Origin of the sequence: Aeromonas sp. R1-2, from assembly GCF_040908505.1 — a bacterium.
In the GTDB taxonomy this organism is placed as follows: domain Bacteria; phylum Pseudomonadota; class Gammaproteobacteria; order Enterobacterales; family Aeromonadaceae; genus Aeromonas; species Aeromonas veronii.
Map to the genome: position 1 here is coordinate 1 of NZ_JBFODU010000027.1, position 23,081 is coordinate 23,081.

Sequence of the window (23,081 nt, forward strand, 5' to 3'; positions counted from 1 at the left end):
GCGGGAGTGGAATTCTACTCAACCGCCTTCTCGAGTCAAGCCTTATTTTCAAAGGGTTTTCGAGGTTATCGACTTGGCTTTCTGCGTTGCCGCTTGCCCTGTCGATGGAGGCGCATTATAGGGAACAGATTCTTTCTGGCAACCCCTTACCTGCAATAAAATTGCAAAAAAACAGCACTTTTTTAGTTATTCATATCCAACCACAGCTTTTATACAAACTTATCCACAGAAACACCCTTCTGGTTGCTAGAATGGCCGAAAACAAGGAGGCCAAGATGGACTTGCGACTGAGACCCTACAAGGGAAAACGCCCGCAACTGGGCAAAGGAGTATAAGTAGATCCCTGCGCGACACTGGTAGGCGATATCGAGCTGGCCGACGATGCTCGAATGAAATGAACAGACAATTCACCATTTCGCCAGGTTCAGGAACAACTCTTACTTCCTATATAGAAGCAGTTGAGGCAGTTGAGGCAGTTGAGGCAGTTGAGGCAGTTGAGGCAGTTGAGGCAGTTGAGGCAGTTGAGGCAGTTGAGGCAGTTGAGGCAGTTGAGGCAGGATCAGAATGGATTAAAAGAAAAGCCGGGACAAGCCCGGCTTTTTCTTTATCACTCAGCAGCTGCTTCAGCAGCGGCCGGGCGGTCTACCAGCTCAATATAAGCCATAGGGGCGTTGTCGCCTGCACGGAAACCGCATTTCAGAATGCGAGTATAACCGCCGGCGCGCTCCAGGTAGCGCGGGCCCAGTTCATTGAACAGCTTAGCCACGATCGCGTTATCGCGAGTACGGGCAAATGCCAGGCGACGATTAGCAACGCTATCAGTCTTGGCAAGGGTGATCAGCGGTTCAACTACACGACGCAGCTCTTTTGCCTTAGGCAGAGTCGTCTTGATGATCTCATGACGAACCAGGGAGCTGGCCATGTTGCGGAACATTGCCTGACGATGGCTGCTGTTCCGGTTCAGTTGACGACCACTCAAACGATGGCGCATGACCTTATCCTTCTAACTAAATCTGTGAAACCCGTAATCTGGATTACTCGTCAGCGATGCTGGCGGGCGGCCAGTTCTCAAGGCGCATGCCAAGAGACAGACCACGGGAGGCCAACACGTCCTTGATCTCAGTCAGGGACTTCTTACCGAGGTTAGGAGTCTTAAGCAACTCAACTTCGGTACGCTGTACCAGATCACCAATATAGTGGATAGCTTCTGCCTTCAGACAGTTCGCAGAACGAACTGTCAGCTCCAAATCATCGACAGGACGTAGCAGAATCGGATCAAACTCGGGTTTCTCTTCTTTCTTCTCGGGCACGCTAACATCGCGCAGATCCACGAAGGCTTCCAGTTGCTCGGCCAAAATAGTGGCAGAACGACGGATGGCTTCTTCAGGATCCAGGGTACCATTGGTCTCCATGTCGATGACCAGCTTGTCCAAGTCGGTACGCTGTTCCACACGTGCTGCCTCAACATTGTAGGCAATACGAACGATGGGGCTGAACGCAGAGTCCAGCAGCAGGCGACCAATAGGACGCTCTTCGTCATCGTTGTGAACACGAGCAGAAGCAGGCACATAACCACGACCGCGCTGAACTTTCAGGCGCATGCTGATTTCAGCATTGGCACCAGTCAGATGGCAGATTACGTGCTCCGGGTTTACGATCTCGACTTCATCACCGTGAGTGATATCACCAGCGGTAACGGGGCCTGTTCCAGACTTGGTCAGGGACAGAGTTACCTCGTCCTTGCCTTCCAGCTTCACAGCGATACCTTTCAGGTTGAGCAGGATTTCAAGAATGTCTTCCTGTACACCTTCTTTGCTGCTGTACTCATGCAGTACCCCGTCAATTTCGACTTCAGTAACTGCACAACCGGGCATAGATGACAGCAAAATACGACGCAGGGCGTTGCCCAGCGTGTGACCAAAGCCACGCTCGAGTGGCTCAAGAGTCACTTTCGCATGAGTCGGGCTAACTTGCTCGATGTCAACTAGCCGCGGTTTAAGAAAATCTGTTACAGAACCCAGCATTGTGTCCTCTCTTTAGAAGCTAGCTTTACTTGGAGTAAAGCTCGACGATCAGCTGTTCGTTAATGTCGGCAGACAGGTCGGAACGCTCTGGCAGACGCTTGAAAGCACCTTCCATTTTAGCGGCGTCAACCTCTACCCAAGTCGGCTTCTCACGCTGACCAGCAACTTCCAGGGAAGCTTTGATACGCGCTTGCTTCTTAGCCTTCTCACGAACGCAGATCACGTCCTCAGGGGAAACCTGGAAAGAAGGAATGTTCACAACGCGACCGTTTACCATGATGGCCTTGTGGCTCACCAGCTGACGAGATTCAGCACGGGTAGCGCCGAAGCCCATACGGTAAACAACGTTGTCCAAACGACCTTCCAGCAGCTGCAACAGGTTTTCACCGGTGTTACCCTTTTGACGGGCAGCGTCGCGGTAGTAGTTGCGGAACTGTTTTTCCAATACGCCGTAGATACGACGAACTTTTTGTTTCTCGCGCAGCTGAACACCATAGTCGGACAGACGCGCTTTACGCGCACCGTGCTGACCAGGGGCGGTGTCAATCTTGCACTTAGAATCAATCGCACGAACACCTGACTTCAGGAAGAGGTCGGTGCCCTCACGACGGCTAAGCTTAAGCTTAGGACCGATATATCTTGCCATCTTCTTTCTCCAACAATCCTAGACCAAGTAGCTACAGCGTTATACGCGGCGCTTCTTGGGAGGACGACAACCGTTGTGCGGGATCGGAGTCACATCAGTAATGTTAGTGATGCGGAAACCAGCCGCGTTCAGGGCGCGGATGGAAGACTCACGACCGGGACCCGGACCTTTGACCATGACTTCCAGGTTCTTGACGCCATATTCTTTGGCCATCTCACCAGCGCGCTCGGCAGCTACCTGAGCAGCGAACGGGGTGGACTTACGAGAACCACGGAAACCGGAACCACCAGAAGTAGCCCAAGACAGAGCATTGCCCTGACGGTCAGTAATGGTCACGATTGTGTTGTTGAAAGATGCATGAACGTGCGCAATACCGTCGCTCACTTGCTTTTTAACGCGCTTGCGAGCACGAGTCGGAGTTTTAGCCATTTTCTACCTTCCCGTTACTTCTTGATAGCCTTGCGCGGACCCTTACGGGTACGAGCGTTGGTCTTGGTACGTTGACCACGAACAGGCAGGCTACGACGGTGACGCAAACCACGGTAGCAACCCAGATCCATCAATCGCTTGATGTTCATGGAAATCTGACGACGCAGGTCACCTTCAACGGTGAATTTACCTACTTGTTCACGCAGACTCTCGATCTGAGCTTCGTCCAGGTCTTTAATTTTCACATTCTCAGCGATACCGGCTGCGGCACAGATGGCCTTGGAGCGGGTACGACCGACGCCATAAATAGCAGTCAAAGCGATGACTGCATGCTTATGGTCAGGAATGTTAATGCCAGCGATACGGGCCACTATTCACTCCTACATATAGTAGATTACGACCACCACAAAGCCCGTGAGCGGATACGTGGCGGTCAACCAATACACAACAAAAGTTGGCTGGCTATATTAGCCAGCACAACTATTTGTTGCAAGTACTAACCGTAAAAAATTAGCCTTGGCGCTGTTTATGCTTTGGCTCGCTGCAAATCACACGCACCACACCGTGACGCTTGATGATTTTGCAGTTACGGCAGATTGCCTTAACGGAAGCACGAACTTTCATTGCTTAACTCCGTAACTACGCCGACCTTTAGCGGCCGTAGCCCTTCAGGTTGGCCTTCCTCAGGACGTCGCCATATTGATGAGACATCATATGGGTTTGTACCTGAGCCATGAAGTCCATGATAACTACCACGATAATCAGCAGCGAAGTGCCACCGAAGTAGAACTGTACGTTCCAGGCAGTCATCAAGAACTGGGGTACCAGACAGATAAAGGTTATATAGAGCGCACCTGCCAATGTCAGGCGAGTCATAACCTTATCGATGTAACGTGCTGTCTGCTCGCCCGGGCGAATCCCCGGGATAAAGGCTCCACTCTTCTTCAGATTATCTGCTGTCTCGCGGGGGTTGAACACCAGCGCGGTATAGAAGAAGCAGAAGAAGATAATGGCTGCTGCATACAGCATCTCGTAAAGCGGTTGACCCGGCTGCAGGACCATAGAGACCTGTTGCAGGATATCAGCTACTTTACCCTCACCCTGACCAAACCAGGAGGTAATGGTCCCCGGGAAGAGGATGATACTGGATGCGAAAATCGCAGGAATCACACCAGCCATATTCACTTTCAACGGCAGGTGTGTGCTTTGCGCGGCAAATACCTGGCGGCCTTGTTGACGCTTGGCATAGTTAACGACGATACGACGCTGACCACGCTCCACGAACACCACAAAGTAAGTCACTGCGAAAACAATCAAGCCCAGCAACAACAACAGCAGGATGTGCAATTCCCCTTGACGTGCCTGTTCGGCCGTAGCGCCAATGGCATGCGGCAGACCAGCAACGATACCTGTGAAAATAATCAACGAGATACCATTACCAATCCCACGCTCGGTAATCTGTTCACCCAACCACATCAAAAACATGGTACCGGTGACCAGACTCACAACCGCTGTGAAATAGAATCCTAGACCCGGATTAGTCACGAGTCCATGCATCATATTCGGCAGACCGGTTGCAATACCAATGGCCTGGAAAGTTCCCAAAACCAGCGTGCCCCAACGGGTATATTGGCTAATCTTGCGACGGCCGGATTCACCTTCTTTCTTGAGTTCAGCAAGAGCGGGGTGAACCACTGTCAGCAGCTGGATAATGATCGACGCCGAAATGTACGGCATGATCCCCAACGCAAGAATAGAAGCACGCGAGAGTGCACCACCACTGAACATGTTGAACATCTCAATGATGGTGCCCTTCTGTTGCTGGAACAACTCGGCCAGTACGGCGGCGTCAATACCAGGAATCGGCACATAAGAGCCTGCACGGAAAACGATAATCGCCCCGAGAACGAAGAGCAGACGGCTCTTCAGTTCACTCAGACCACCCTGTGCTTTAACATCCAATCCTGGTTTCTTAGCCATTGTACTGATTATTCCTCGATTTTACCGCCAGCGGCCTCGATGGCTGCGCGTGCACCTTTGGTGACGGACAGACCACGAACGGTCACAGCACGGTCAATGTTGCCTGACAGAACAACTTTAGCGAACACGATGTTCTTAGTAACAACACCGGCTTGCTTCAGAGTGCTCAGGTCGACCACATCACCTTCTACCAGGGCGATTTCGTTCAGACGCACTTCGGCAGAAACCAAAGATTTGCGAGAGAAGAAACCGAACTTCGGCAGACGGATTTTCAAAGGCATCTGGCCGCCTTCGAAACCGTTGCGGACTTTGCCGCCACCGGAACGAGAGGTTTGGCCTTTAACACCACGACCACCAGTCTTGCCCAGGCCGGAGCCGATACCACGACCACGACGTTGTTTTTCAGGCTTGGAACCAGCGGCCGGAGACAGAGTGTTCAGACGCATGCTTAGCCCTCCACCTTAACCATGTAATAAACCTGGTTGATCATGCCGCGTACGCAAGGAGTATCTTCCAGCTCAACGGTGTGACCAATGCGACGCAGACCCAGACCACGCAGAGTCGCCTTGTGCTTTGGCAGACGGCCGATAGAGCTGCGAGTTTGAGTTACTTTTACAGTGTTAGCCATGTCGCATTACCCCAGAATTTCTTCAACGCGCAGACCACGCTTGGCAGCGATCTGTTCCGGTGATTGACCGTGAACCAGAGCGTCTACAGTAGCGCGAACAACGTTGATTGGGTTGGTGGAACCGTAGGTCTTGGCCAGCACGTTGTGGATACCGGCAACTTCCAGAACAGCACGCATAGCGCCGCCTGCAATGATACCAGTACCTTGGGAGGCCGGCTTCATGAACACGGTGGAGCCAGAGTGAACACCACGCACCGGGTGGTGCAGAGTGCCGTTGTTCAGCTCAACCTTGTTCAGGTTACGCTTAGCCTGTTCCATTGCTTTTTGAATAGCAGCCGGAACTTCACGGGCTTTACCGTAACCGTAACCTACACGGCCGTTACCATCACCCACCACGGTCAACGCGGTGAAGGACATGATACGACCACCTTTAACAGTTTTCGAAACACGGTTTACTGCAATGAGCTTTTCTTGCAGTTCGCCGGCTTGAGATTCGACTTTAGCCATCTTCGACTCCTAGCTTAGAACTGAAGACCAGCGTCACGTGCGGCAGCTGCCAGGGCAGCGATGCGACCGTGATACTTGAAACCGGAACGATCGAAAGATACGTTCTGAACGCCTTTGGCAATAGCACGCTCAGCGATAGCCTTACCTACAGCGGTAGCAGCATCTGCGTTACCGGTGTATTTCAGAGCTTCACTGATGGCTTTCTCTACTGTGGAAGCAGAGGCCAGAACTTCGGAACCGTTGGCTGCAATAACCTGCGCATAGATATGACGCGGGGTACGGTGAACAACCAGACGGGTAGCTCCCAGTTCCTGCATCTTTTTCCGAGCACGAGTAGCACGACGGAGACGAGCTGCTTTCTTGTCCATAGTGTTACCTTACTTCTTCTTAGCTTCTTTAGTACGCACTTGCTCGTTGGCATAGCGTACACCCTTGCCCTTGTAGGGCTCCGGAGCGCGGTAAGCACGGATATCGGCGGCGACTTGGCCAACCAGCTGCTTGTCGACGCCACGCAGAACGATTTCTGTAGCAGTCGGGCACTCAGCGGTCACACCAGCCGGCAGCGCATGCTCTACCGGGTGAGAGAAGCCCAGAGCCAGCGCAACAGCATTGCCCTTGATGGAGGCTTTATAACCTACACCAACCAGCTGCAGCTTGCGCTCGAAGCCTTGGGTAACACCGATTACCATGTTGTTGACCAATGCACGGGCAGTACCGGCCTGAGCGTCAGCACCAGCGATGCTGCCGCGCGGGGCGAACTTCAGTACATTGTCTTCTTTGGTCACTTCTACACCGGCGTGAATAGAGCGAACCAGAGAACCTTTACCACCTTTGATGGTCAGTTCCTGGCCGTTCAGAGTCACCTCTACGCCAGCAGGAATAGTGACGGGTGCCTTAGCAACACGAGACATTTCCTACCTCCTATTAAGCGACGTAGCAGATGATCTCACCGCCCATGCTTGCTTTGCGAGCAGCACGGTCAGTCATCACACCTTTAGACGTGGACACGATAGCAACACCGAGACCGCCCATAACTTTCGGCAGATCAGTAGTGCGCTTGTAAATACGCAGGCCTGGACGGCTTACGCGTTGGATCAGTTCTACAACTGGCTTGCCCTGGAAATATTTCAGTTCAATTTCCAGTTCCGGCTTCACGTCACCAGCTACGGAGTAGCCAGCGATGTAACCTTCTTCTTTCAGCACTTTGGCGATAGCCACTTTCAGCTTGGAAGAAGGCATGGAAACCGCAACTTTGCTCGCCGCCTGACCGTTACGGATGCGGGTCAGCATATCCGCGATCGGATCTTGCATGCTCATAAGTCTAACTCCCGAGATTCGTTACCAAGAAGCCTTCTTCAGGCCCGGAATTTCGCCCTTCATGGCATGCTCACGCACCTTGATGCGAGACAGGCCAAACTTGCGCAGGAAACCGTGCGGACGACCAGTAATATTGCAACGGTTACGCTGGCGGGACGGACTGGAATCACGGGGCAGCTGTTGCAGTTGCAGTACAGCATCCCAACGCGCTTCTTCAGAAGCGTTCATGTCAACGATGATAGCTTTCAGCTCGGCACGCTTGGTCGCGTACTTGGCTACCAGCTTGGCACGCTTTGCTTCGCGCGCTTTCATGGATGTTTTAGCCATAACCCTAACCTTACTTGCGGAATGGGAAGTTAAAGGCAGCCAGCAGAGCACGGCCTTCTTCATCGGTATTCGCGGAAGTGGTGATGGTGATATCCAGACCACGGACGCGATCGACTTTGTCATAGTCGATTTCCGGGAAGATGATCTGCTCACGCACGCCCATGGAGTAGTTACCACGACCGTCGAACGCTTTAGCGTTCAGGCCACGGAAGTCACGGATACGCGGTACGGAGATGCAGATCAGCCGTTCCAGGAACTCCCACATACGCTCGCCACGCAGGGTTACTTTACAACCTATCGGGTAGCCTTCACGAATCTTGAAGCCCGCAACAGATTTGCGAGCTTTGGTGATCAGCGGCTTCTGACCGGAAATGGCAGCCATATCGGCAGCAGCATTTTCCAGCAATTTCTTGTCAGAGATCGCTTCACCAACACCCATGTTCAGGGTGATTTTCTCGATCCGAGGGACTTGCATGATAGTCTTGTAACCGAACTGCTTGGACAGTTCATTTACTACATCGGATTTGTAGTAATCATGCAGTTTCGCCATCGTTAAACTCCAATTACTTCACAAGTTCGCCGGTGGATTTGAAGAAACGGACTTTTTTGCCGTCTTCAATCCGGAAACCAACGCGGTCAGCTTTGCCAGTGGCAGAGTTGAACAGCGCTACGTTTGATACATCGATGGGGGCTTCTTTGGTGACGATACCGCCAGCCTGACCCAGTGCGGGTACCGGCTTCTGGTGTTTCTTCACCTGGTTGATGCCTTCCACGATTACCTTACCTTTTGCAATCAGGACTTGAGTGACTTTGCCACGCTTGCCCTTGTCTTTGCCGGTAAGAACAATCACTTCGTCTTCGCGACGGATTTTAGCTGCCATCGTTCGACTCCTTACAGTACTTCGGGTGCCAGGGACACAATCTTCATGAACTTCTCATTACGCAGTTCACGGGTCACCGGGCCAAAAATACGAGTACCGATTGGCTGTTGGTTGTTGTTAAGCAACACAGCCGCATTGTTGTCGAAACGGATGACAGAGCCGTCCGGACGACGAACGCCTTTACGGGTGCGTACGACCACCGCGTTATACACATCACCTTTCTTCACTTTACCGCGAGGAATGGCTTCCTTGATGGAAACCTTGATGATGTCGCCGATGCCGGCGTAACGGCGGTGCGAGCCACCCAGAACCTTAATACACATTACACTGCGAGCGCCGGAGTTGTCGGCAACACCCAGCATACTTTGCATCTGGATCATCTTAGTGCTCCGCTTTGTTTACTTCTTATCCCTAATGGGATCTGGCTGCCTTCAAAAGGCGCGAAACTATAACACAGGATTTTCAGAAAAGGTAGCCTAAAAAACAAACGGCCCCTGAAAGGGGCCGCTTGGACTACAAAGTACCGATTAGGCCTTTTCTACAACGGCAACCAGGGTCCAGGACTTGGTCTTGGACAGCGGGCGGCATTCGCGGATTTCCACGAGGTCGCCAGCTTTGCACTCGTTGTTTTCGTCATGCACGTGCAGCTTGGTAGTGCGCTTGATGATCTTACCGTAGATCGGGTGCTTTACCTTACGCTCGATAGCAACAGTGATGGACTTGTCCATCTTGTCGCTGATTACACGACCTTGCAGAGTACGGATCTTGTCAGTCATTACGCACCTGCCTTCTCAGTCAGTACAGTCTTGATACGTGCGACGTCACGACGCACTTGTTTCAGAGTGTGAGTCTGAGCCAGCTGGCCGGTGGACGCTTGCATGCGCATGTTGAATTGCTCACGCAGCAGGCCCAGCAGCTCCTGGTTCAGTTCTTCGACGCTCTTTTGACGCAGATCTTGGGCTTTCATCACATCACCGTCTTAATTACGAAAGTGGTCTGAACAGACAGCTTAGCTGCGGCCAGGGCAAACGCTTCACGCGCCAGAGCCTCAGGTACACCGTCCATCTCGTACAGAACCTTGCCAGGCTGGATCGGGCAAACCCAGTATTCCACGTTACCCTTACCTTTACCCATACGAACTTCGAGGGGCTTTTCGGTGATGGGCTTGTCCGGGAACACACGGATCCAGATCTTACCTTGACGCTTAACGTGACGGGTCATGGCACGACGGGCTGCTTCGATTTGACGAGCAGTCAGTTGACCACGGGATGTCGCCTTCAGGCCAAAGGTACCGAAGGATACTTCGTTACCAGAGGTGGCCAGACCGCGGTTACGACCCTTGTGGGTCTTGCGGAATTTAGTACGCTTAGGTTGCAACATTTACCGAATCTCCTTACTTAGCAGCGCGGCGCTTGTTGTCACGCTTGGGCTTTGCAGGAGCTTGCTCTTGAGCAGCGGCAGCGTTAACAGCAGCCAGACCGCCCAGAACTTCGCCCTTGAAGATCCAAACTTTAACGCCGATCACACCGTAAGTGGTGTGGGCTTCAGAAGTTGCGTAGTCGATGTCGGCACGCAGGGTGTGCAACGGCACACGACCTTCACGGTACCATTCGGTACGCGCGATTTCAGCGCCGCCCAGACGACCGGAAACTTCCACTTTGATGCCCTTGGCACCCAGGCGCATTGCGTTCTGTACGGCGCGCTTCATAGCACGACGGAACATTACACGACGCTCCAGCTGGGAAGTGATGCTGTCGGCAACGAGTTTGCCATCCAGCTCCGGCTTGCGGACTTCGGAAATGTTGATCTGAGCAGGCACGCCAGCAATAGTGGCTACAGCTTTGCGCAGCTTCTCAACGTCTTCGCCTTTCTTACCGATTACAACACCCGGACGAGCGGTGTGAATGGTCACACGGATGCTCTTGGCCGGACGCTCAATGGTGATCTTGGACAAGGACGCGTTTTTCAGTTCCTTGGTCAGGAACTGGCGTACTTGAAAATCGCTGTACAGGTTGTCAGCGAAGTCTTTGGTGTTCGCGAACCAGGTAGAATTCCAAGGCTTGGTAATACCCAGGCGAATGCCATTAGGATGTACTTTCTGACCCATTGCTTATCTCCCAGCCTTAGCGTCGGATACCACTACAGTGATGTGAGCGGTACGCTTGAGGATACGATCCGCACGACCTTTGGCACGCGGACGGATGCGCTTCATGGAGGGACCTTCGTCGACCATGATAGTAGCAACACGCAGCGCGTCGATATCGGCGCCTTCGTTGTGCTCAGCGTTTGCAATGGCAGATTCCAGCACTTTCTTAACCAGCACTGCAGCCTTTTTCGGGCTGAAGGTCAGGATATTCAGAGCCTTGTCTACGGACAGACCACGTACTTGATCGGCTACCAGACGAGCTTTCTGGGCAGAAGTACGGGCATAACGGTGTTTAGCGATAGCTTCCATCATTTATCCCTTAGCGCTTCTTAGCCTTCTTATCAGCAGCATGGCCGCGATAAGTACGAGTCGGTGCGAATTCACCCAGTTTGTGACCGATCATTTCTTCGGTAACGAAAACCGGAACGTGCTGACGACCATTATGGACAGCGATGGTCAAACCGATCATGTTCGGGATGATCATTGAACGACGGGACCAGGTTTTAACCGGCTTTTTATCCCCGCTTTCCACCGCTTTCTCTACCTTCTTCAGCAAGTGCAGGTCAATAAATGGACCCTTCTTGAGAGAACGTGGCATGGTGATTCCTCTATGTTAACAATTACTTGTTACGACGACGTACGATGTACTTGTCGGTACGCTTGTTCTTACGGGTCTTGAAGCCTTTAGCCTTCTGGCCCCATGGGGACACAGGCTGCATGCCCTTGTTACGACCCTCACCACCACCGTGCGGGTGGTCAACCGGGTTCATCGCCATACCGCGAACGGTCGGACGAATACCACGCCAGCGGTTTGCACCGGCTTTACCCAGTTGACGCAACATGTGCTCGGAGTTACCGACTTCACCGATGGTAGCGCGGCACTCGGCCAGAACTTTACGTACTTCGCCGGAACGCAGACGCAGAGTTACATAGTTACCTTCACGAGCCAGGATCTGGATGAAAGTACCAGCGGAACGAGCCAGCTGGGCACCTTTACCAGGCTTCATCTCTACAGCGTGAACGGTAGAACCAACCGGGATGTTGCGCATCGGCAGGGCGTTACCTACCTTGATGGCTGCATCAGCACCAGAAGCGATCGCGTCACCAGCTTTCAGGCCTTTCGGAGCCAGGATGTAACGACGCTCACCGTCTGCATACAACACCAGAGCGATGTTAGCGGTACGGTTCGGATCGTATTCCAGGCGCTCTACTTTAGCCGGGATACCGTCTTTGTCGCGCTTGAAGTCGACGATACGGTAGTGCTGCTTGTGACCACCACCGATATGACGGGTAGTGATACGGCCGTTGTTGTTACGACCACCGGACTTGCTTTTGCTGTCCAGCAGAGCGGCGAAGGGCTTGCCCTTGTACAGCTCTTGATTGACGATCTTGACGACGTGGCGGCGGCCCGGAGAAGTAGGCTTGCACTTAACGATTGCCATTTTTGAGAACTCCTCTTACTCGGCTGCGCCCATGAAGTCGATGTCCTGACCAGCTTTCAGGGTCACATAAGCCTTTTTCCAATCGGAACGACGGCCTACGCGTGCACCTGCGCGCTTGGTCTTACCCTTCATGTTCAGGGTACGGACGGTCTCAACTTCGACCTCGAACAGTTTCGCAACTGCAGCTTTGACTTCCGCCTTGGTAGCATCAACAGCAACTTTGAACACGATAGTGTTCTGCTTTTCTGCAACCATGGTGCTCTTTTCAGAGATGTGCGGAGCCTTCAGAACTTTCAGCAGACGCTCTTCACGGATCATGCCAGCATCTCCTCGATTTGCTTAACTGCATCAGCAGTCATCAGAACCTTGTCGAAAGCGATCAGGCTGACCGGGTCGATACCGGCAACGTCACGCACGTCAACTTTGTACAGGTTGCGAGCAGCCAGGAACAGGTTCTCATCGACTTCAGCAGTCACGATCAGAACGTCAGTCAGTTCCATTTCTTTCAGCTTGGCGATCAGTTCTTTGGTCTTCGGAGCTTCGATGCCGAACTTCTCAACAACGATCAGGCGCTCTTGACGTACCAGCTCGGACAGAATGCTACGGATAGCGCCGCGGTACATCTTCTTGTTTACTTTCTGGCTGTGATCTTGCGGCTTAGCAGCAAAAGTCACACCACCGGAACGCCAGATGGGCGAACGGATGGAGCCAGCACGGGCACGACCAGTACCCTTCTGACGCCACGGCTTTTTGCCGCCACCAGACACTTCAGAGCGAGTCAGCTGCGCACGAGTACCCTGACGGGCACCAGCGGCATATGCAACGACGACCTGGTGAACCAGAGCTTCGTTGAATTCGCGCCCGAAGGTAGTCTCGGAAACTTCAAGAGCGCTCTTGGCGTCTTTCATTACCAATTCCATTACTATCTCCTCAGACGTTACGCTTTGACGGCAGGTTTGACGATCACGTTGCCGTTGGTTGCACCCGGTACTGCACCTTTGATGAGCAGCAGGTTGCGTTCAGCGTCAACACGAACCAGTTCCAGGTTCTGAGTCGTTACACGCTCAGCACCCATGTGACCAGCCATCTTTTTGCCCTTGAATACACGACCCGGAGTCTGGTTCTGACCGATAGAACCCGGAACGCGGTGAGACAAGGAGTTACCGTGGGTCATATCCTGGGTGCGGAAGTTGTGGCGCTTAACAGTACCAGCAAAGCCCTTACCTTTGGATGTGCCGGTAACGTCTACCAGCTTAACGTCAGCGAGAAGATCTACTTTCAGCTCGCTACCAACAGTGAAAGTTTCACCGTTGTTCAGGCGGAATTCCCACAGACCGCGACCGGCTTCTACACCAGCTTTGGCGAAGTGGCCAGCTTCCGGCTTGGTCACACGGCTGGCTTTCTTGGCGCCAGTGGTAACCTGAATAGCGTTGTAGCCGTCGGTTTCTACAGATTTGACCTGAGTTACACGGTTAGCTTCAACTTCGATAACAGTCACCGGGATAGAAACGCCATCTTCAGTGAAGATGCGAGTCATACCCACTTTGCGACCTACAAGACCGATTGTCATTGTTATCAACCTCTTTCCGTAATTAACCCAGGCTGATCTGGACGTCTACACCAGCTGCCAGATCCAGACGCATCAGGGCGTCTACGGTCTTGTCAGTCGGCTCAACGATGTCTACCAGACGCTTGTGAGTGCGGATCTCGTACTGATCACGCGCATCTTTGTTGACGTGCGGGGAGATCAGGACGGTGAAGCGCTCTTTGCGAGTCGGCAGCGGAATAGGACCGCGAACCTGCGCGCCAGTGCGCTTAGCAGTTTCAACGATTTCCGCAGTGGATTGATCAATCAGGCGATGATCAAAAGCCTTCAGGCGGATACGGATTCTTTGGTTCTGCATTGACAGAGCTCCAATAGATAAAAGAACATAAATCAACACCGCCCGACCGAGATTGCTCCCGCCAGAGGTGTGATTTTTCACGTTTCCCCCCATATCGGGAGGACTGTATGGCTGGCTCCTGTAAACAGGAAACTCAGCAGCAGACATATCGTCTGGCTTACCTCATGGGTAAGCGGAGGGGATTATACGGATTTTTCAAATTTGCGCAAGGGAGAACGAACAGATTATGCGCAGTTTTATGTGACAGATGGATCTCGCTTGCGGCAACGCACTCTGCTGCCAACACCCAGGTAACGACAATGTTACAAGCAGACTGGTAGACTGTGCGCTTGCCTCTGTCAGTGGAACGACATCCCATGCTCAAAGATCAAAAGAAAGCCTATCAGTATGGCCTTTGCGCCGTTGCCCTCTGGTCGACGGTCGCCACAGCCTTCAAGATCTCCCTCGCCTATTTCGAACCTGTGCAACTGTTGCTTGTGGCAGCCTTCACCTCGACTCTCACGCTGACAGCCGTCGTCGCCAAACAGGGCAAACTGCCGCTGCTGGGGAGCTACATCAAAGCCCGCCCTTTCTACTACCTGACTCTGGGCGTGCTGAACCCCTTTCTCTATTACCTGTTGCTGTTCAAGGCCTATGACCTGTTGCCTGCCCAGCAGGCACAGACCCTCAACTACACCTGGGCCATTACTCTCAGTCTGCTGGCCGTCCCCTTCCTCGGCCAGAAGCTGCGTCGGCGTGATGGCGTCGCCATCGTGCTGGGGTATTTTGGCGCACTGGTGATAGCCACCAGAGGGGATGTATTCGGCCTCCAGTTCGACAGCCCCCTCGGCGTGACACTGGCGCTGGTCTCGACCCTCATCTGGGCCAGCTACTGGATCCTCAACACCCGCAATCAGGGCGATCCCATCGTCAGCCTGTTGCTCGGCTTTATGATCAGCCTGCCTTTTATCGTCGTGGCAACCTGGTTGCTCTCCGATTTTGCCATGACCGCCTGGCAGGGATGGGCTGGAGCCATCTATGTGGGACTGTTCGAAATGGGCTTCGGTTTCGTGCTCTGGCTGATGGCGCTGCGCCATGCCACCAACACTGCCCCCATCAGCAACCTCATCTTTATCTCGCCGTTTGCCTCACTGGTGCTGCTCAATCTGCTGATCGGCGAAGCCATCCATCCGGCCACCCCCATCGGGTTGGCGCTCATCGTTGCCGCCCTGCTGATCCAGCAGCTCAAGTACGGCAAACGCTATCGTGCATCAGTCGAAACAAAGAGCTGACCATGCAGAAGGGCGTATCCACGGATACGCCCTTCTCTCAATCCATCCACTCCTGTGGCTGATGTTTCGGCAGCCGCATCTCGACCAGCAGGCCGCCGAGATCCGAACTTCCCAACCGGATAGTGCCATGGTGCTGGGCGACTATCTTGGCCACGATAGCCAACCCCAAGCCACTACCGCCAACGGTACGCGCCACATTACCCTGAGTAAACGGCTTGAGCACCCGGGAGTAGTCCTGCTCCGGAATGCCGGGACCATCATCGGAAAGGCGCAGGCGCACCCAGTGCCCATCGTCCTTGAGCTCGGCATGCAAGCGGCTCGCCCCATAACGCAGTGAGTTGCTTGAGAGGTTGTTCAACACCCGCCGGATGCTGACCGGATTGCAGGCCACCCGCACCGCCTCTTGCGGCAGCGCCAGATCAACCTCCAGCCCCTGCTCCGAGTAGATCAGCAAGGTATCGTGCACCAGCTGGGTCAGGTCGATAGGCTCCAAATCCTGCCCCTCGTCCGGGCGGATGTAGTCGATGAACTGATCGATGATGGCATTGGACTCATCGATGTCGGCGTTGATGCTCTCCTTGAGGTACTCGTCACCAGAGGACATCATCTCGGTCGCCAGCCGGATGCGGGTCAGCGGGGTACGCAGATCGTGGGAAACCCCCGCCATCATCAGGTTACGCTCTTCGATCAGGCTCTTGATGGAGTGCGACATGTGGTTGAAGGTGCGGGTCAGTCGCCGCACTTCCCGTGATCCCAGCTCCCCCAGCGCCTCGGGGAAATGGCCTCTGGCCACCGCAACAGCGCCAGCTTCGAGACCCTCGAGCGGGCGCACCAACTGCCGGGCAAAGCGCCAGGCCGCAAACAGGGTGATCACCAGCAGCACGCTCAGATAGATGATGAGGGGTTCGATATCGTCATCTTCAATCTCGGTCAGCGGGATCCGCACCCAGATTTTGCTGGCCTGCGGCGGCTGGATCCAGATGATGTAGTGATCCTGGATCTCGACCCGCACCTTGGCCGGGCCACCCAGTTCGCGACTGATGTTCTCCTCCAGATAGGGGTACGGCTTGGCATCGTTGAAGCCATGCTGCACCGCCTCGCTCTGGGTATAGATATCGGTACCGGTCGTCACATAGACCAGCGCCTCGGCATCTTCGCTCAGCGCCAGTTGTTCAGTGTTGACCGGAAAGATCAGCTTGACCTGATTGGCCAGCAAGTGACTGATCTGCTTGACGGTTGGCGCCAGCAGATAGTTGTAAAAGGTGACGTAGGAGACCGCTTGATAGACCACCAGAACGGCGGCCAGAAACCAGAGCATGCGCGAGAACATGCTGCCGACCTTTTTCATGCACCGTCACCATCTGGCACGAACACATACCCCAGACCCCAGACGGTCTGCAGATAGCGTGGCTGGGCCGGATCCTGCTCCAGCAGGCGGCGCAGGCGAGAGACCTGCACGTCGATGCTGCGCTCGGTGGCGGTGTATTCACGACCACGGGCCAGATTCATCAGCTTGTCGCGGGAGAGCGGCTCGCGCGGATGGCTGACCAGCACCTTGAGCACCGCAAATTCACCGCTGGTGAGCGCCATCGGCTCGCCATCCCGACTCAGCTCGCGGGTCGCGAGATTGAGTTGAAAAGCTCCGAAGTTGACCACCTTTTCTGCAGCAGAGGGAGCCCCCGGCAGCTCGACGGTATGGCGGCGCAGCACGGCACGGATCCGCGCCAGCAGTTCGCGGGGGTTAAACGGCTTGGGCAGATAGTCATCAGCCCCCATCTCGAGCCCGACGATGCGATCCACTTCATCCCCCTTGGCGGTGAGCATCAGCACCGGGATCTGGTTGCCCGCTTCCCGCAGACGACGGCAGATGGAGAGCCCATCCTCCCCCGGCAACATCAGGTCGAGCACCATCAGGCTGAAATTTTCACGAGTCAGCAAGCGATCGGCCTGCTCGCCATTGGCCACGCCGCGCACTACGAATCCCTGCTCGGTGAGATAGCGTTCCAACAGGGAACGTAATTTCAGGTCATCGTCCACGACCAGGACCTTGTATTGCTGCTGACTCATTGTTTTGCCTCTTCATTCTTTAGCTGCCCCCAATACTAGGGGGGGATATAGCGGGAGCAAAGCACAAATATGTTACCGGTTATTACCCATCCCGAGAGCGTGACGGCCATCAAGTCACTGCGCTGGCCAGCTACTCCCTGAATGGCGCCAGCCGAGCCATCACGATTTCCCTCGACAGCAAGAGGACAAAAGCTAATATTCCCGAGCAGTTAGCGATGAATACTCCTCTTTGACCAGGTCCGCATCACCATGAAGACAAAGCTGATCACCCGCGAAGGTTACAACAAGCTGAAAGAAGAGCTCGATTTCCTCTGGCGTCAGGAGCGCCCCGAGGTCACCAGGAAGGTGGCATGGGCCGCCAGCCTAGGGGATCGCAGCGAAAATGCCGACTACCAGTACAACAAGAAGCGGCTGCGGGAGATCGACCGGCGAGTGCGCTACCTGCGCAAATGCCTCGAAGAGCTGGGGATCGTCGACTATGCCCCCGCGCAGGAGGGCAAGGTCTTCTTCGGCGCCTGGGTCGAGGTGGAAAACGATGAGGGCGAGACCAAGCGCTTTCGCATCGTCGGCTATGACGAGATCTTCGAGCGCAAGGATTACATCTCCATCGACTCCCCCATGGCCCGCGCCCTGCTCAAGAAAGAGGTCGGTGATGAGGCCATCGTCCGTACGCCAGTTGGTGACGTCTGCTGGTATATCAACGAGATCAGCTACCCCAAATAGCCGGACTGCTTGCCACAGGCACATCCTGAGTCACTGGTGCAATGGCAAGATAAACGCCCTCCCCTGCGACTTTATCAGTCTGACGGGTGCAGACCCCGGCGCAGGGTGGCATCCCGCAACACGACCCCATATAGTGCTCACACTTGGCGCCTGATGGCGCGGACTCGACCACAGAGGCCCTCAACAACATCATGATGCAAACCATAGAGAGACAGATTGCCGGTGAGCTCAATGCTCGCCCGGAGCAGGTGCAGGCCGCAGTGCGCCTGCTGGATGAAGGCTCGACCGTGCCCTTTATCGCCCGTTACCGTAAAGAGGTGACCGGTGGTCTGGACGACAGCCAGCTGCGTACGCTGGAGAGCCGCCTCGGCTATCTGCGTGAACTGGAAGATCGCCGTCAGGTGATCATTCGCTCCATCGAGGAGCAGGGCAAGCTGACCCCCGAGCTGATGCGCGAATTGAATGGCGCCGACAGCAAGACCCGACTGGAAGATCTCTACCTCCCCTACAAGCCCAAGCGCCGCACCAAGGGGCAGATGGCGATCGAAGCCGGGTTGGAGCCGCTGGCCAACCTGCTGCTCAGCGACCCGATGCAGGATCCCGAGCAAGCGGCTGCCACCTTCCTCAATCCCGAACAGGGCATTGCTGACAGCAAGGCTGCCCTCGACGGCGCCCGCTATATCCTGATGGAGCGCTTCGCCGAGCAGGCCGACCTGCTGGAGAAGCTGCGCGACTACCTGTGGCAGAACGCCACTCTGCGCGCCCGCGTGGTGGCAGGCAAGGAGCAGGAAGGGGCAAAGTTCAAGGATTACTTCGAACACGACGAACCGCTGCACAAAGCCCCCTCCCACCGGGTGCTGGCCATGTTGCGCGGCCGCAATGAGGGGATCCTCAATCTGGCGCTGGTCACCGGTGACGATGAGAGTGCCAGCCCCTGCGAAGGGATCATTGCCCACCACCTCAAGCTCAATCTGCAGAACCGCCCGGCCGACAAATGGCTGCAAGGGGTAGTGAGCTGGACCTGGAAGATCAAGTTGTCGCTTCAGATGGAGACAGAGCTGATCGGCCGCATCCGCGAGTCGGCAGAGGAGGAGGCGATCAAGGTGTTCGCCATGAACCTCAAGGATCTGCTGATGGCGGCCCCAGCGGGCATGCGCTGCACCATGGGGCTGGATCCGGGCATCCGCACCGGGGTCAAGGTTGCCGTGGTGGATGCCACCGGCAAACTGGTCGATCACGCAACCATCTATCCGTTCGAACCAAAACGCCAGATTGATCAGAGCCTCAAGACCCTGAGCGAGCTGTGCCAGAAACACAAGGTCGAGCTCATCAGCATCGGCAACGGTACCGCTTCGCGGGAGACCGACCGCCTGGTCAGCGACCTGTTCGAGCGCTACCCCGCCGCCAAGGCGCAGAAGATAGTGGTGAGCGAAGCGGGAGCCTCGGTCTACTCCGCCTCCGAGCTTGCCTCCCAGGAGTTCCCGGATCTCGACGTCTCGATCCGTGGCGCCGTCTCCATCGCCCGCCGCCTGCAAGACCCGTTGGCCGAACTGGTCAAAATCGACCCCAAGAGTATCGGGGTGGGCCAGTATCAGCACGACGTCGGCCAGAGCCAGCTGGCCCGCCGGCTGGATGCGGTGGTCGAGGATTGCGTGAACGCGGTCGGGGTCGATGTGAACACCGCCTCGGTCGCCCTGCTCAACCGGGTTTCCGGCCTCTCCCAGACGTTGGCCCAGAACATCGTCGCCTACCGGGATGAGCACGGCGCATTCAAGAGCCGTCAGCAGTTGCTGAAAGTGAGCCGACTCGGCCCCAAAGCCTTCGAACAGTGCGCCGGCTTCCTGCGCATTCGCGGCGGTAGCAATCCCCTCGACAGCTCGGCAGTGCACCCGGAGTCCTATCCGGTCGTGGAGCGGATCCTCGCCAAGCTGGAGCAGACCGTGGAGAGCCTGCTCGGCAACAGCAGCCTGCTGCGCAGCCTGAAACCGGCCGATTACACCGATGAGCAATTCGGCGTACCTACCGTCACCGACATCATCGGCGAGCTGGACAAGCCGGGCCGCGACCCGCGCCCCGAGTTCAAAACCGCTACCTTCAAGGAAGGGGTGGAGCAGATCAGCGACCTGGTGCCAGAGATGGTACTGGAAGGGGTGGTCACCAACGTCACCAACTTCGGCGCCTTCGTCGATATCGGTGTTCATCAGGACGGTCTGGTGCACATCTCCTCCCTGACCGACCGTTTCGTCAAGGATCCCCGTGAGGTGGTCAAGGCGGGCGACATTGTGCGGGTCAAGGTGCTGGAAGTGGACGCCCCGCGCAAGCGGATCAGTCTGACCATGCGTCTCGACGAAAAGGCAGGGCAACCCGCCCGCAAGCCGGCTGAAGCGCGCAACAGCAGTGCTGGCAACACCAAACCAAGAAATGAGCCGCGCCAAAGCCCCCCTATGGGTGGTGCCATGGGCAACGCCTTCGCGGCAGCGCTCTCCAAAGCGAAAAAGTAACGACACCGTCCGGAACGACTCTGAATGCAAAAAGCCCCGCAAGGGGCTTTTTTACACGCGAAGCTCAGGATCACTGCGTCAGGGCAGCAAGAATGCTCTCGGGCTCTCCATGCTGGGCCAGCACCTCCCGCAGTCGGTTGAATGCCTTGCAGGCCTCTTGCGGATACTTACCGTAAGAGACGACGCCGGTGTGGCTCCAGCCAGCCGCCAGCATCACTTTCTTCTTGAAACTGGTTCCTTCAGTTCCCCCTCCCCCGAGCTGCATCAGAAACTGCTCCATCTGCAGGTGGGGGGGCGGTACACGGGAGAAGGTGGTGAAATCTTCCGCTTTGACTTCATCGAAATGCATGACAGCTCCTGTGAAATTGGAATGGGCCTGATCTTCAGGTTAGTTGCAAAACAGGCAAAGCAGCTGAAAGTTTGGCGAGAGTGATTCAGATATGCAGACTGAGGGACTGGGTCGAGGCCGGGCTGACAGCCTGTTGATAGTGGCCCGCGATGACGCTGTTGCGCTTGTCCATATAGGCACTCAGCACGCCGCCCGATTTTGCGCTCTGCTCGGCCATCAGCTCTTTGCGCGCCTTGGCTTCACTGGCGGCGGCGCTGCGCGCGACGGCCAAATCCTGCGCAGAAGGCTCGGCAGGCGCCAGCGCTGCAGAGCGGATCTGCTGCATCTTGGCGATGGTAGCGGCAGGGTCACCGGGTACGACACTGGTATCGATCTGGACTTCGCCACCCGTCGCATAACGCTTGCCATCCGGCCCTTGCGTAAACTGATAGGTGGGCGAGCTGGCGTACTCTCCACCCGCAGACTGGTGCGCCTGCTCGTGAGTGCGCACCTCCTTGTCACGCTCGACAAGATCCTGAACCTGCTGCTCTTGCCGCTGTTGCTGCTCCTGCTGTTTGGGATCTTGCTGCTTGCGCTGCCCATCCTCACCGGTGGCCTCGACAAAGCGATTATCTGGCAGTGTCGTCGGGGCTAATTGCCCGGTTTCACGGCTGTTCTGGGAGGTCTGATTGCTGGAGGCCTGAGCGGCTTTGGATTTCTCTTTCTGGGAGCCGACTTCAGATTCGGCAACGGAAGCTTGGCCCGCTCGGGCCTGAGGGATCAGTTCTGCCCGGCGATTATCCGTCCTCGCCGCTTCCACCTGGGGTTGCAGCTGTGTCGGGATAAGGGGAGGCAGACTGACATTGATGTTCATCTCACACCCGGATGTCGATCAGGGTTCCCATCATCTCGCTGGCGGTCTGCACTACCTTGGCGGAAGCGCCAGCCTGCTGCTCGGCCACCTTGAGATTGACAAGCTCATCGGTCACTTGCACCTGATCCCCGCTGGGGGTATTGAGGCGGGCGATCTGATTGGATGCCTTGTCGGCAATCTGTTCGGCTCGCTGAAATCCCTGTACCCCGCTGTTGAAAGCAGAATCAATACGCATGGTGTTACTCCTCTGGTCACAGCTTAATTATCCGCCAGACCAGAGGATTAATGAAGCTTGCAGGCTGTTTTTTAGCCAACAAAATCTCGAACGATTTCAATGAATTCGTCAGGGTGGGAGATAAAAGGTGCGTGTGAGGCCTTATTGAGAGTCACGCTGCGGCTGGCAGGGTAGAGATCATCCAGCAGGGGAATGGCCGCCTTGGGCACCAATGAATCCAGTCGGCCATAGATCCGCAACCAGGGCAGATCGAGCACCTGCAGCGGTTCGCGCAGATCAATCTCGGCCAACAGCGTCAGCCCGGCCTCAAGTGCGGCAAACTGGGGCGCCGGGCGCTCGGCCAGCCAGTGGCGCAACTGACGGATATCATCTCGGGCATGTTCGCTGCCCATTGCCTGGATCGCCAGAAAGCGCTCTATGGTCTGGCGAAAATCCCCCGCCAACATCTGGTTGAAGCCGGTCAGTACCTTGGGGGCAATTCCGGGCCACTCGTCCCGCGCCATAAAGCAGGGAGAGCTGGCTACCGTGATCAGGGAATGCAACCGATCGGGATGCGTCAGCGCCAACTGGCTTGCCACCAGACCGCCGAGCGACCAGCCAAGCAGATGACACTTCTGCGGCAAGATCGCGACCACCTGCTCGGCAAGCCAGGGCAGGCTGTAATCCACCTCGTCATCCAGCAGGCTATTGCCAAAGCCGGGCAAATCCACCAGATGAACCCGATAGTGGGACGCCAACTGTTGGGCAACGCCATGCCAGACCGCACCATTCATCCCCCAACCGTGCAACAGCACCAGATCGGGCCCCTGGCCAAACTGCTCTACCGATATGCTCATCTAGACTCAAGATCC

37 protein-coding genes and 1 pseudogene are annotated in these 23,081 nt (G+C 55.5%); 4 read left to right on the forward strand and 34 right to left on the reverse strand.

Annotation, left to right across the window (positions count from 1 at the left end):
- Positions 1-251: 251 nt before the first annotated feature.
- Positions 252-332, forward strand: a pseudogene (locus AB5Y76_RS10345) (gamma carbonic anhydrase family protein); the annotation flags it as partial.
- 275 nt (positions 333-607) lie between these two features.
- Here AB5Y76_RS10345 and rplQ read toward each other — a convergent pair.
- From rplQ to rpsJ, 28 genes are all read right to left on the reverse strand, one after another.
- Positions 608-991, reverse strand: a complete 384-nt coding sequence (gene rplQ / locus AB5Y76_RS10350) for a 50S ribosomal protein L17 (RefSeq protein WP_005307999.1) — start codon at positions 989-991, stop codon at positions 608-610.
- A 43-nt stretch (positions 992-1,034) separates the two neighbouring features.
- Complete coding sequence (gene rpoA, locus AB5Y76_RS10355) at positions 1,035-2,024, reverse strand: DNA-directed RNA polymerase subunit alpha (RefSeq protein WP_005307997.1); 990 nt, start codon at positions 2,022-2,024, stop codon at positions 1,035-1,037.
- 25 nt (positions 2,025-2,049) lie between these two features.
- Complete coding sequence (rpsD, locus tag AB5Y76_RS10360; RefSeq protein WP_005340600.1) at positions 2,050-2,670, reverse strand: 30S ribosomal protein S4; 621 nt, start codon at positions 2,668-2,670, stop codon at positions 2,050-2,052.
- Positions 2,671-2,709: 39 nt separating this feature from the next.
- On the reverse strand, positions 2,710-3,099 hold the full coding sequence (gene rpsK, locus AB5Y76_RS10365; RefSeq protein WP_005307993.1) for a 30S ribosomal protein S11: 390 nt from the start codon (positions 3,097-3,099) through the stop codon (positions 2,710-2,712).
- Between the two features lie 14 nt (positions 3,100-3,113).
- A complete protein-coding gene (gene rpsM, locus AB5Y76_RS10370) occupies positions 3,114-3,470 on the reverse strand; it encodes a 30S ribosomal protein S13 (protein ID WP_005307991.1) in 357 nt (118 codons plus the stop codon).
- A 139-nt stretch (positions 3,471-3,609) separates the two neighbouring features.
- Positions 3,610-3,723: a 50S ribosomal protein L36 gene (rpmJ, locus tag AB5Y76_RS10375; protein ID WP_005319705.1), complete on the reverse strand. Its 114-nt coding sequence runs from the start codon at positions 3,721-3,723 to the stop codon at positions 3,610-3,612.
- Positions 3,724-3,750: 27 nt separating this feature from the next.
- A complete protein-coding gene (gene secY, locus AB5Y76_RS10380) occupies positions 3,751-5,079 on the reverse strand; it encodes a preprotein translocase subunit SecY (RefSeq protein ID WP_005340602.1) in 1,329 nt (442 codons plus the stop codon).
- 8 nt (positions 5,080-5,087) lie between these two features.
- Positions 5,088-5,525 (reverse strand): 50S ribosomal protein L15, encoded by a 438-nt coding sequence (gene rplO / locus AB5Y76_RS10385; RefSeq protein ID WP_005340604.1) that lies wholly within the window; start codon positions 5,523-5,525, stop codon positions 5,088-5,090.
- Positions 5,526-5,527: 2 nt separating this feature from the next.
- Positions 5,528-5,707: a 50S ribosomal protein L30 gene (rpmD, locus tag AB5Y76_RS10390; protein ID WP_005307985.1), complete on the reverse strand. Its 180-nt coding sequence runs from the start codon at positions 5,705-5,707 to the stop codon at positions 5,528-5,530.
- Positions 5,708-5,713: 6 nt separating this feature from the next.
- The gene (rpsE, locus tag AB5Y76_RS10395; RefSeq protein WP_005340605.1) at positions 5,714-6,214 is read right to left on the reverse strand and encodes a 30S ribosomal protein S5; all 501 of its coding nucleotides are present in this window, start codon (positions 6,212-6,214) and stop codon (positions 5,714-5,716) included.
- Between the two features lie 14 nt (positions 6,215-6,228).
- Positions 6,229-6,582: a 50S ribosomal protein L18 gene (gene rplR, locus AB5Y76_RS10400; protein ID WP_005340606.1), complete on the reverse strand. Its 354-nt coding sequence runs from the start codon at positions 6,580-6,582 to the stop codon at positions 6,229-6,231.
- Between the two features lie 9 nt (positions 6,583-6,591).
- Positions 6,592-7,125, reverse strand: coding sequence for a 50S ribosomal protein L6 (gene rplF / locus AB5Y76_RS10405; protein WP_005340607.1), 534 nt, complete (start codon positions 7,123-7,125; stop codon positions 6,592-6,594).
- 13 nt (positions 7,126-7,138) lie between these two features.
- Complete coding sequence (rpsH, locus tag AB5Y76_RS10410; protein WP_005307980.1) at positions 7,139-7,531, reverse strand: 30S ribosomal protein S8; 393 nt, start codon at positions 7,529-7,531, stop codon at positions 7,139-7,141.
- 21 nt (positions 7,532-7,552) lie between these two features.
- Complete coding sequence (gene rpsN / locus AB5Y76_RS10415) at positions 7,553-7,858, reverse strand: 30S ribosomal protein S14 (RefSeq protein ID WP_005340609.1); 306 nt, start codon at positions 7,856-7,858, stop codon at positions 7,553-7,555.
- Between the two features lie 10 nt (positions 7,859-7,868).
- Entirely contained in the window at positions 7,869-8,408 is a 540-nt protein-coding gene (gene rplE, locus AB5Y76_RS10420; RefSeq protein ID WP_005331162.1) for a 50S ribosomal protein L5, read from the reverse strand.
- A 13-nt stretch (positions 8,409-8,421) separates the two neighbouring features.
- Positions 8,422-8,739, reverse strand: a complete 318-nt coding sequence (rplX, locus tag AB5Y76_RS10425) for a 50S ribosomal protein L24 (RefSeq protein ID WP_005307977.1) — start codon at positions 8,737-8,739, stop codon at positions 8,422-8,424.
- A gap of 11 nt (positions 8,740-8,750) precedes the next feature.
- Positions 8,751-9,119, reverse strand: coding sequence for a 50S ribosomal protein L14 (rplN, locus tag AB5Y76_RS10430; protein ID WP_005307975.1), 369 nt, complete (start codon positions 9,117-9,119; stop codon positions 8,751-8,753).
- A 147-nt stretch (positions 9,120-9,266) separates the two neighbouring features.
- Complete coding sequence (gene rpsQ / locus AB5Y76_RS10435; protein WP_005307966.1) at positions 9,267-9,515, reverse strand: 30S ribosomal protein S17; 249 nt, start codon at positions 9,513-9,515, stop codon at positions 9,267-9,269.
- Positions 9,515-9,706, reverse strand: coding sequence for a 50S ribosomal protein L29 (rpmC, locus tag AB5Y76_RS10440; protein ID WP_005307965.1), 192 nt, complete (start codon positions 9,704-9,706; stop codon positions 9,515-9,517). The genes rpsQ and rpmC overlap by 1 nt, the downstream gene beginning before the upstream one ends.
- Positions 9,706-10,119, reverse strand: coding sequence for a 50S ribosomal protein L16 (gene rplP / locus AB5Y76_RS10445; RefSeq protein ID WP_005340612.1), 414 nt, complete (start codon positions 10,117-10,119; stop codon positions 9,706-9,708). Before rplP ends, rpmC begins: the two co-directional genes overlap by 1 nt.
- A gap of 13 nt (positions 10,120-10,132) precedes the next feature.
- A complete protein-coding gene (rpsC, locus tag AB5Y76_RS10450) occupies positions 10,133-10,846 on the reverse strand; it encodes a 30S ribosomal protein S3 (RefSeq protein WP_005307962.1) in 714 nt (237 codons plus the stop codon).
- Between the two features lie 3 nt (positions 10,847-10,849).
- Positions 10,850-11,194 carry a 50S ribosomal protein L22 gene (gene rplV, locus AB5Y76_RS10455; protein ID WP_005319741.1) on the reverse strand — a complete coding sequence of 115 codons (345 nt, stop codon included), beginning with the start codon at positions 11,192-11,194 and terminating at the stop codon, positions 10,850-10,852.
- A 10-nt stretch (positions 11,195-11,204) separates the two neighbouring features.
- Positions 11,205-11,483: a 30S ribosomal protein S19 gene (rpsS, locus tag AB5Y76_RS10460; protein ID WP_005307960.1), complete on the reverse strand. Its 279-nt coding sequence runs from the start codon at positions 11,481-11,483 to the stop codon at positions 11,205-11,207.
- 22 nt (positions 11,484-11,505) lie between these two features.
- Positions 11,506-12,327 carry a 50S ribosomal protein L2 gene (gene rplB / locus AB5Y76_RS10465; RefSeq protein ID WP_005340614.1) on the reverse strand — a complete coding sequence of 274 codons (822 nt, stop codon included), beginning with the start codon at positions 12,325-12,327 and terminating at the stop codon, positions 11,506-11,508.
- Positions 12,328-12,342: 15 nt separating this feature from the next.
- Positions 12,343-12,642, reverse strand: coding sequence for a 50S ribosomal protein L23 (gene rplW, locus AB5Y76_RS10470; RefSeq protein ID WP_342690021.1), 300 nt, complete (start codon positions 12,640-12,642; stop codon positions 12,343-12,345).
- The gene (gene rplD / locus AB5Y76_RS10475) at positions 12,642-13,247 is read right to left on the reverse strand and encodes a 50S ribosomal protein L4 (protein WP_005340616.1); all 606 of its coding nucleotides are present in this window, start codon (positions 13,245-13,247) and stop codon (positions 12,642-12,644) included. Before rplD ends, rplW begins: the two co-directional genes overlap by 1 nt.
- Positions 13,248-13,264: 17 nt before the next feature.
- Entirely contained in the window at positions 13,265-13,897 is a 633-nt protein-coding gene (gene rplC, locus AB5Y76_RS10480) for a 50S ribosomal protein L3 (protein ID WP_005340620.1), read from the reverse strand.
- 22 nt (positions 13,898-13,919) lie between these two features.
- Positions 13,920-14,231 (reverse strand): 30S ribosomal protein S10, encoded by a 312-nt coding sequence (gene rpsJ, locus AB5Y76_RS10485; protein WP_005307944.1) that lies wholly within the window; start codon positions 14,229-14,231, stop codon positions 13,920-13,922.
- Positions 14,232-14,587: 356 nt separating this feature from the next.
- On the opposite strand from rpsJ, the gene AB5Y76_RS10490 reads away from it, so the two are divergent.
- A complete protein-coding gene (locus tag AB5Y76_RS10490; RefSeq protein ID WP_005355344.1) occupies positions 14,588-15,502 on the forward strand; it encodes a DMT family transporter in 915 nt (304 codons plus the stop codon).
- Between the two features lie 37 nt (positions 15,503-15,539).
- Here AB5Y76_RS10490 and envZ read toward each other — a convergent pair whose 3' ends face one another.
- Both envZ and ompR read right to left on the reverse strand, forming a co-directional pair.
- The gene (envZ, locus tag AB5Y76_RS10495) at positions 15,540-16,850 is read right to left on the reverse strand and encodes a two-component system sensor histidine kinase EnvZ (RefSeq protein WP_368177722.1); all 1,311 of its coding nucleotides are present in this window, start codon (positions 16,848-16,850) and stop codon (positions 15,540-15,542) included.
- Complete coding sequence (gene ompR / locus AB5Y76_RS10500) at positions 16,847-17,569, reverse strand: two-component system response regulator OmpR (protein WP_005340625.1); 723 nt, start codon at positions 17,567-17,569, stop codon at positions 16,847-16,849. The genes envZ and ompR overlap by 4 nt, the downstream gene beginning before the upstream one ends.
- 249 nt (positions 17,570-17,818) lie before the next feature.
- Between ompR and greB the strand changes: the two genes are divergently transcribed.
- Together greB and AB5Y76_RS10510 are read left to right on the forward strand one after the other, a co-directional pair.
- The gene (greB, locus tag AB5Y76_RS10505) at positions 17,819-18,292 is read left to right on the forward strand and encodes a transcription elongation factor GreB (RefSeq protein WP_005340627.1); all 474 of its coding nucleotides are present in this window, start codon (positions 17,819-17,821) and stop codon (positions 18,290-18,292) included.
- A 191-nt stretch (positions 18,293-18,483) separates the two neighbouring features.
- A complete protein-coding gene (locus AB5Y76_RS10510; RefSeq protein WP_257124153.1) occupies positions 18,484-20,793 on the forward strand; it encodes a Tex family protein in 2,310 nt (769 codons plus the stop codon).
- A gap of 70 nt (positions 20,794-20,863) precedes the next feature.
- Here AB5Y76_RS10510 and AB5Y76_RS10515 read toward each other — a convergent pair whose 3' ends face one another.
- The 4 genes from AB5Y76_RS10515 to bioH form a co-directional block, all read right to left on the reverse strand.
- Positions 20,864-21,142, reverse strand: coding sequence for a hypothetical protein (locus tag AB5Y76_RS10515; protein ID WP_005355353.1), 279 nt, complete (start codon positions 21,140-21,142; stop codon positions 20,864-20,866).
- An 85-nt stretch (positions 21,143-21,227) separates the two neighbouring features.
- On the reverse strand, positions 21,228-21,995 hold the full coding sequence (locus AB5Y76_RS10520; RefSeq protein WP_263718004.1) for a putative metalloprotease CJM1_0395 family protein: 768 nt from the start codon (positions 21,993-21,995) through the stop codon (positions 21,228-21,230).
- A 1-nt stretch (position 21,996) separates the two neighbouring features.
- Positions 21,997-22,230, reverse strand: a complete 234-nt coding sequence (locus AB5Y76_RS10525; protein ID WP_005342675.1) for a flagellar basal body rod C-terminal domain-containing protein — start codon at positions 22,228-22,230, stop codon at positions 21,997-21,999.
- A 71-nt stretch (positions 22,231-22,301) separates the two neighbouring features.
- The gene (gene bioH, locus AB5Y76_RS10530) at positions 22,302-23,066 is read right to left on the reverse strand and encodes a pimeloyl-ACP methyl ester esterase BioH (RefSeq protein ID WP_263718003.1); all 765 of its coding nucleotides are present in this window, start codon (positions 23,064-23,066) and stop codon (positions 22,302-22,304) included.
- Between the last annotated feature and the right edge of the window lie 15 nt (positions 23,067-23,081).

What these genes read in the sequence shown, in the direction of transcription:
- rplB (WP_005340614.1), bottom strand. Translation starts at nt 12,327, where the DNA reads ATGGCAATCGTTAAGTGCAAGCCTACTTCTCCGGGCCGCCGCCACGTC.
- rpsS (WP_005307960.1), bottom strand. Translation starts at nt 11,483, where the DNA reads ATGCCACGTTCTCTCAAGAAGGGTCCATTTATTGACCTGCACTTGCTG.
- AB5Y76_RS10525 (WP_005342675.1), bottom strand. Translation starts at nt 22,230, where the DNA reads ATGCGTATTGATTCTGCTTTCAACAGCGGGGTACAGGGATTTCAGCGA.
- rpsD (WP_005340600.1), bottom strand. Translation starts at nt 2,670, where the DNA reads ATGGCAAGATATATCGGTCCTAAGCTTAAGCTTAGCCGTCGTGAGGGC.
- rplC (WP_005340620.1), bottom strand. Translation starts at nt 13,897, where the DNA reads ATGACAATCGGTCTTGTAGGTCGCAAAGTGGGTATGACTCGCATCTTC.
- rplV (WP_005319741.1), bottom strand. Translation starts at nt 11,194, where the DNA reads ATGGAAGCTATCGCTAAACACCGTTATGCCCGTACTTCTGCCCAGAAA.
- rpsH (WP_005307980.1), bottom strand. Translation starts at nt 7,531, where the DNA reads ATGAGCATGCAAGATCCGATCGCGGATATGCTGACCCGCATCCGTAAC.
- rplR (WP_005340606.1), bottom strand. Translation starts at nt 6,582, where the DNA reads ATGGACAAGAAAGCAGCTCGTCTCCGTCGTGCTACTCGTGCTCGGAAA.
- rplD (WP_005340616.1), bottom strand. Translation starts at nt 13,247, where the DNA reads ATGGAATTGGTAATGAAAGACGCCAAGAGCGCTCTTGAAGTTTCCGAG.
- rplO (WP_005340604.1), bottom strand. Translation starts at nt 5,525, where the DNA reads ATGCGTCTGAACACTCTGTCTCCGGCCGCTGGTTCCAAGCCTGAAAAA.
- rpsK (WP_005307993.1), bottom strand. Translation starts at nt 3,099, where the DNA reads ATGGCTAAAACTCCGACTCGTGCTCGCAAGCGCGTTAAAAAGCAAGTG.
- AB5Y76_RS10515 (WP_005355353.1), bottom strand. Translation starts at nt 21,142, where the DNA reads ATGCATTTCGATGAAGTCAAAGCGGAAGATTTCACCACCTTCTCCCGT.
- rpsQ (WP_005307966.1), bottom strand. Translation starts at nt 9,515, where the DNA reads ATGACTGACAAGATCCGTACTCTGCAAGGTCGTGTAATCAGCGACAAG.
- rplE (WP_005331162.1), bottom strand. Translation starts at nt 8,408, where the DNA reads ATGGCGAAACTGCATGATTACTACAAATCCGATGTAGTAAATGAACTG.
- secY (WP_005340602.1), bottom strand. Translation starts at nt 5,079, where the DNA reads ATGGCTAAGAAACCAGGATTGGATGTTAAAGCACAGGGTGGTCTGAGT.
- rplQ (WP_005307999.1), bottom strand. Translation starts at nt 991, where the DNA reads ATGCGCCATCGTTTGAGTGGTCGTCAACTGAACCGGAACAGCAGCCAT.
- AB5Y76_RS10510 (WP_257124153.1), top strand. Translation starts at nt 18,484, where the DNA reads ATGATGCAAACCATAGAGAGACAGATTGCCGGTGAGCTCAATGCTCGC.
- AB5Y76_RS10490 (WP_005355344.1), top strand. Translation starts at nt 14,588, where the DNA reads ATGCTCAAAGATCAAAAGAAAGCCTATCAGTATGGCCTTTGCGCCGTT.
- rpmC (WP_005307965.1), bottom strand. Translation starts at nt 9,706, where the DNA reads ATGAAAGCCCAAGATCTGCGTCAAAAGAGCGTCGAAGAACTGAACCAG.
- rpsJ (WP_005307944.1), bottom strand. Translation starts at nt 14,231, where the DNA reads ATGCAGAACCAAAGAATCCGTATCCGCCTGAAGGCTTTTGATCATCGC.
- AB5Y76_RS10520 (WP_263718004.1), bottom strand. Translation starts at nt 21,995, where the DNA reads ATGAACATCAATGTCAGTCTGCCTCCCCTTATCCCGACACAGCTGCAA.
- rplP (WP_005340612.1), bottom strand. Translation starts at nt 10,119, where the DNA reads ATGTTGCAACCTAAGCGTACTAAATTCCGCAAGACCCACAAGGGTCGT.
- rpmD (WP_005307985.1), bottom strand. Translation starts at nt 5,707, where the DNA reads ATGGCTAACACTGTAAAAGTAACTCAAACTCGCAGCTCTATCGGCCGT.
- ompR (WP_005340625.1), bottom strand. Translation starts at nt 17,569, where the DNA reads ATGAGTCAGCAGCAATACAAGGTCCTGGTCGTGGACGATGACCTGAAA.
- greB (WP_005340627.1), top strand. Translation starts at nt 17,819, where the DNA reads ATGAAGACAAAGCTGATCACCCGCGAAGGTTACAACAAGCTGAAAGAA.
- rplX (WP_005307977.1), bottom strand. Translation starts at nt 8,739, where the DNA reads ATGGCAGCTAAAATCCGTCGCGAAGACGAAGTGATTGTTCTTACCGGC.
- rpsN (WP_005340609.1), bottom strand. Translation starts at nt 7,858, where the DNA reads ATGGCTAAAACATCCATGAAAGCGCGCGAAGCAAAGCGTGCCAAGCTG.
- rpsC (WP_005307962.1), bottom strand. Translation starts at nt 10,846, where the DNA reads ATGGGTCAGAAAGTACATCCTAATGGCATTCGCCTGGGTATTACCAAG.
- rplN (WP_005307975.1), bottom strand. Translation starts at nt 9,119, where the DNA reads ATGATCCAGATGCAAAGTATGCTGGGTGTTGCCGACAACTCCGGCGCT.
- bioH (WP_263718003.1), bottom strand. Translation starts at nt 23,066, where the DNA reads ATGAGCATATCGGTAGAGCAGTTTGGCCAGGGGCCCGATCTGGTGCTG.
- rpmJ (WP_005319705.1), bottom strand. Translation starts at nt 3,723, where the DNA reads ATGAAAGTTCGTGCTTCCGTTAAGGCAATCTGCCGTAACTGCAAAATC.
- rpoA (WP_005307997.1), bottom strand. Translation starts at nt 2,024, where the DNA reads ATGCTGGGTTCTGTAACAGATTTTCTTAAACCGCGGCTAGTTGACATC.
- rplF (WP_005340607.1), bottom strand. Translation starts at nt 7,125, where the DNA reads ATGTCTCGTGTTGCTAAGGCACCCGTCACTATTCCTGCTGGCGTAGAG.
- envZ (WP_368177722.1), bottom strand. Translation starts at nt 16,850, where the DNA reads ATGAAAAAGGTCGGCAGCATGTTCTCGCGCATGCTCTGGTTTCTGGCC.
- rpsE (WP_005340605.1), bottom strand. Translation starts at nt 6,214, where the DNA reads ATGGCTAAAGTCGAATCTCAAGCCGGCGAACTGCAAGAAAAGCTCATT.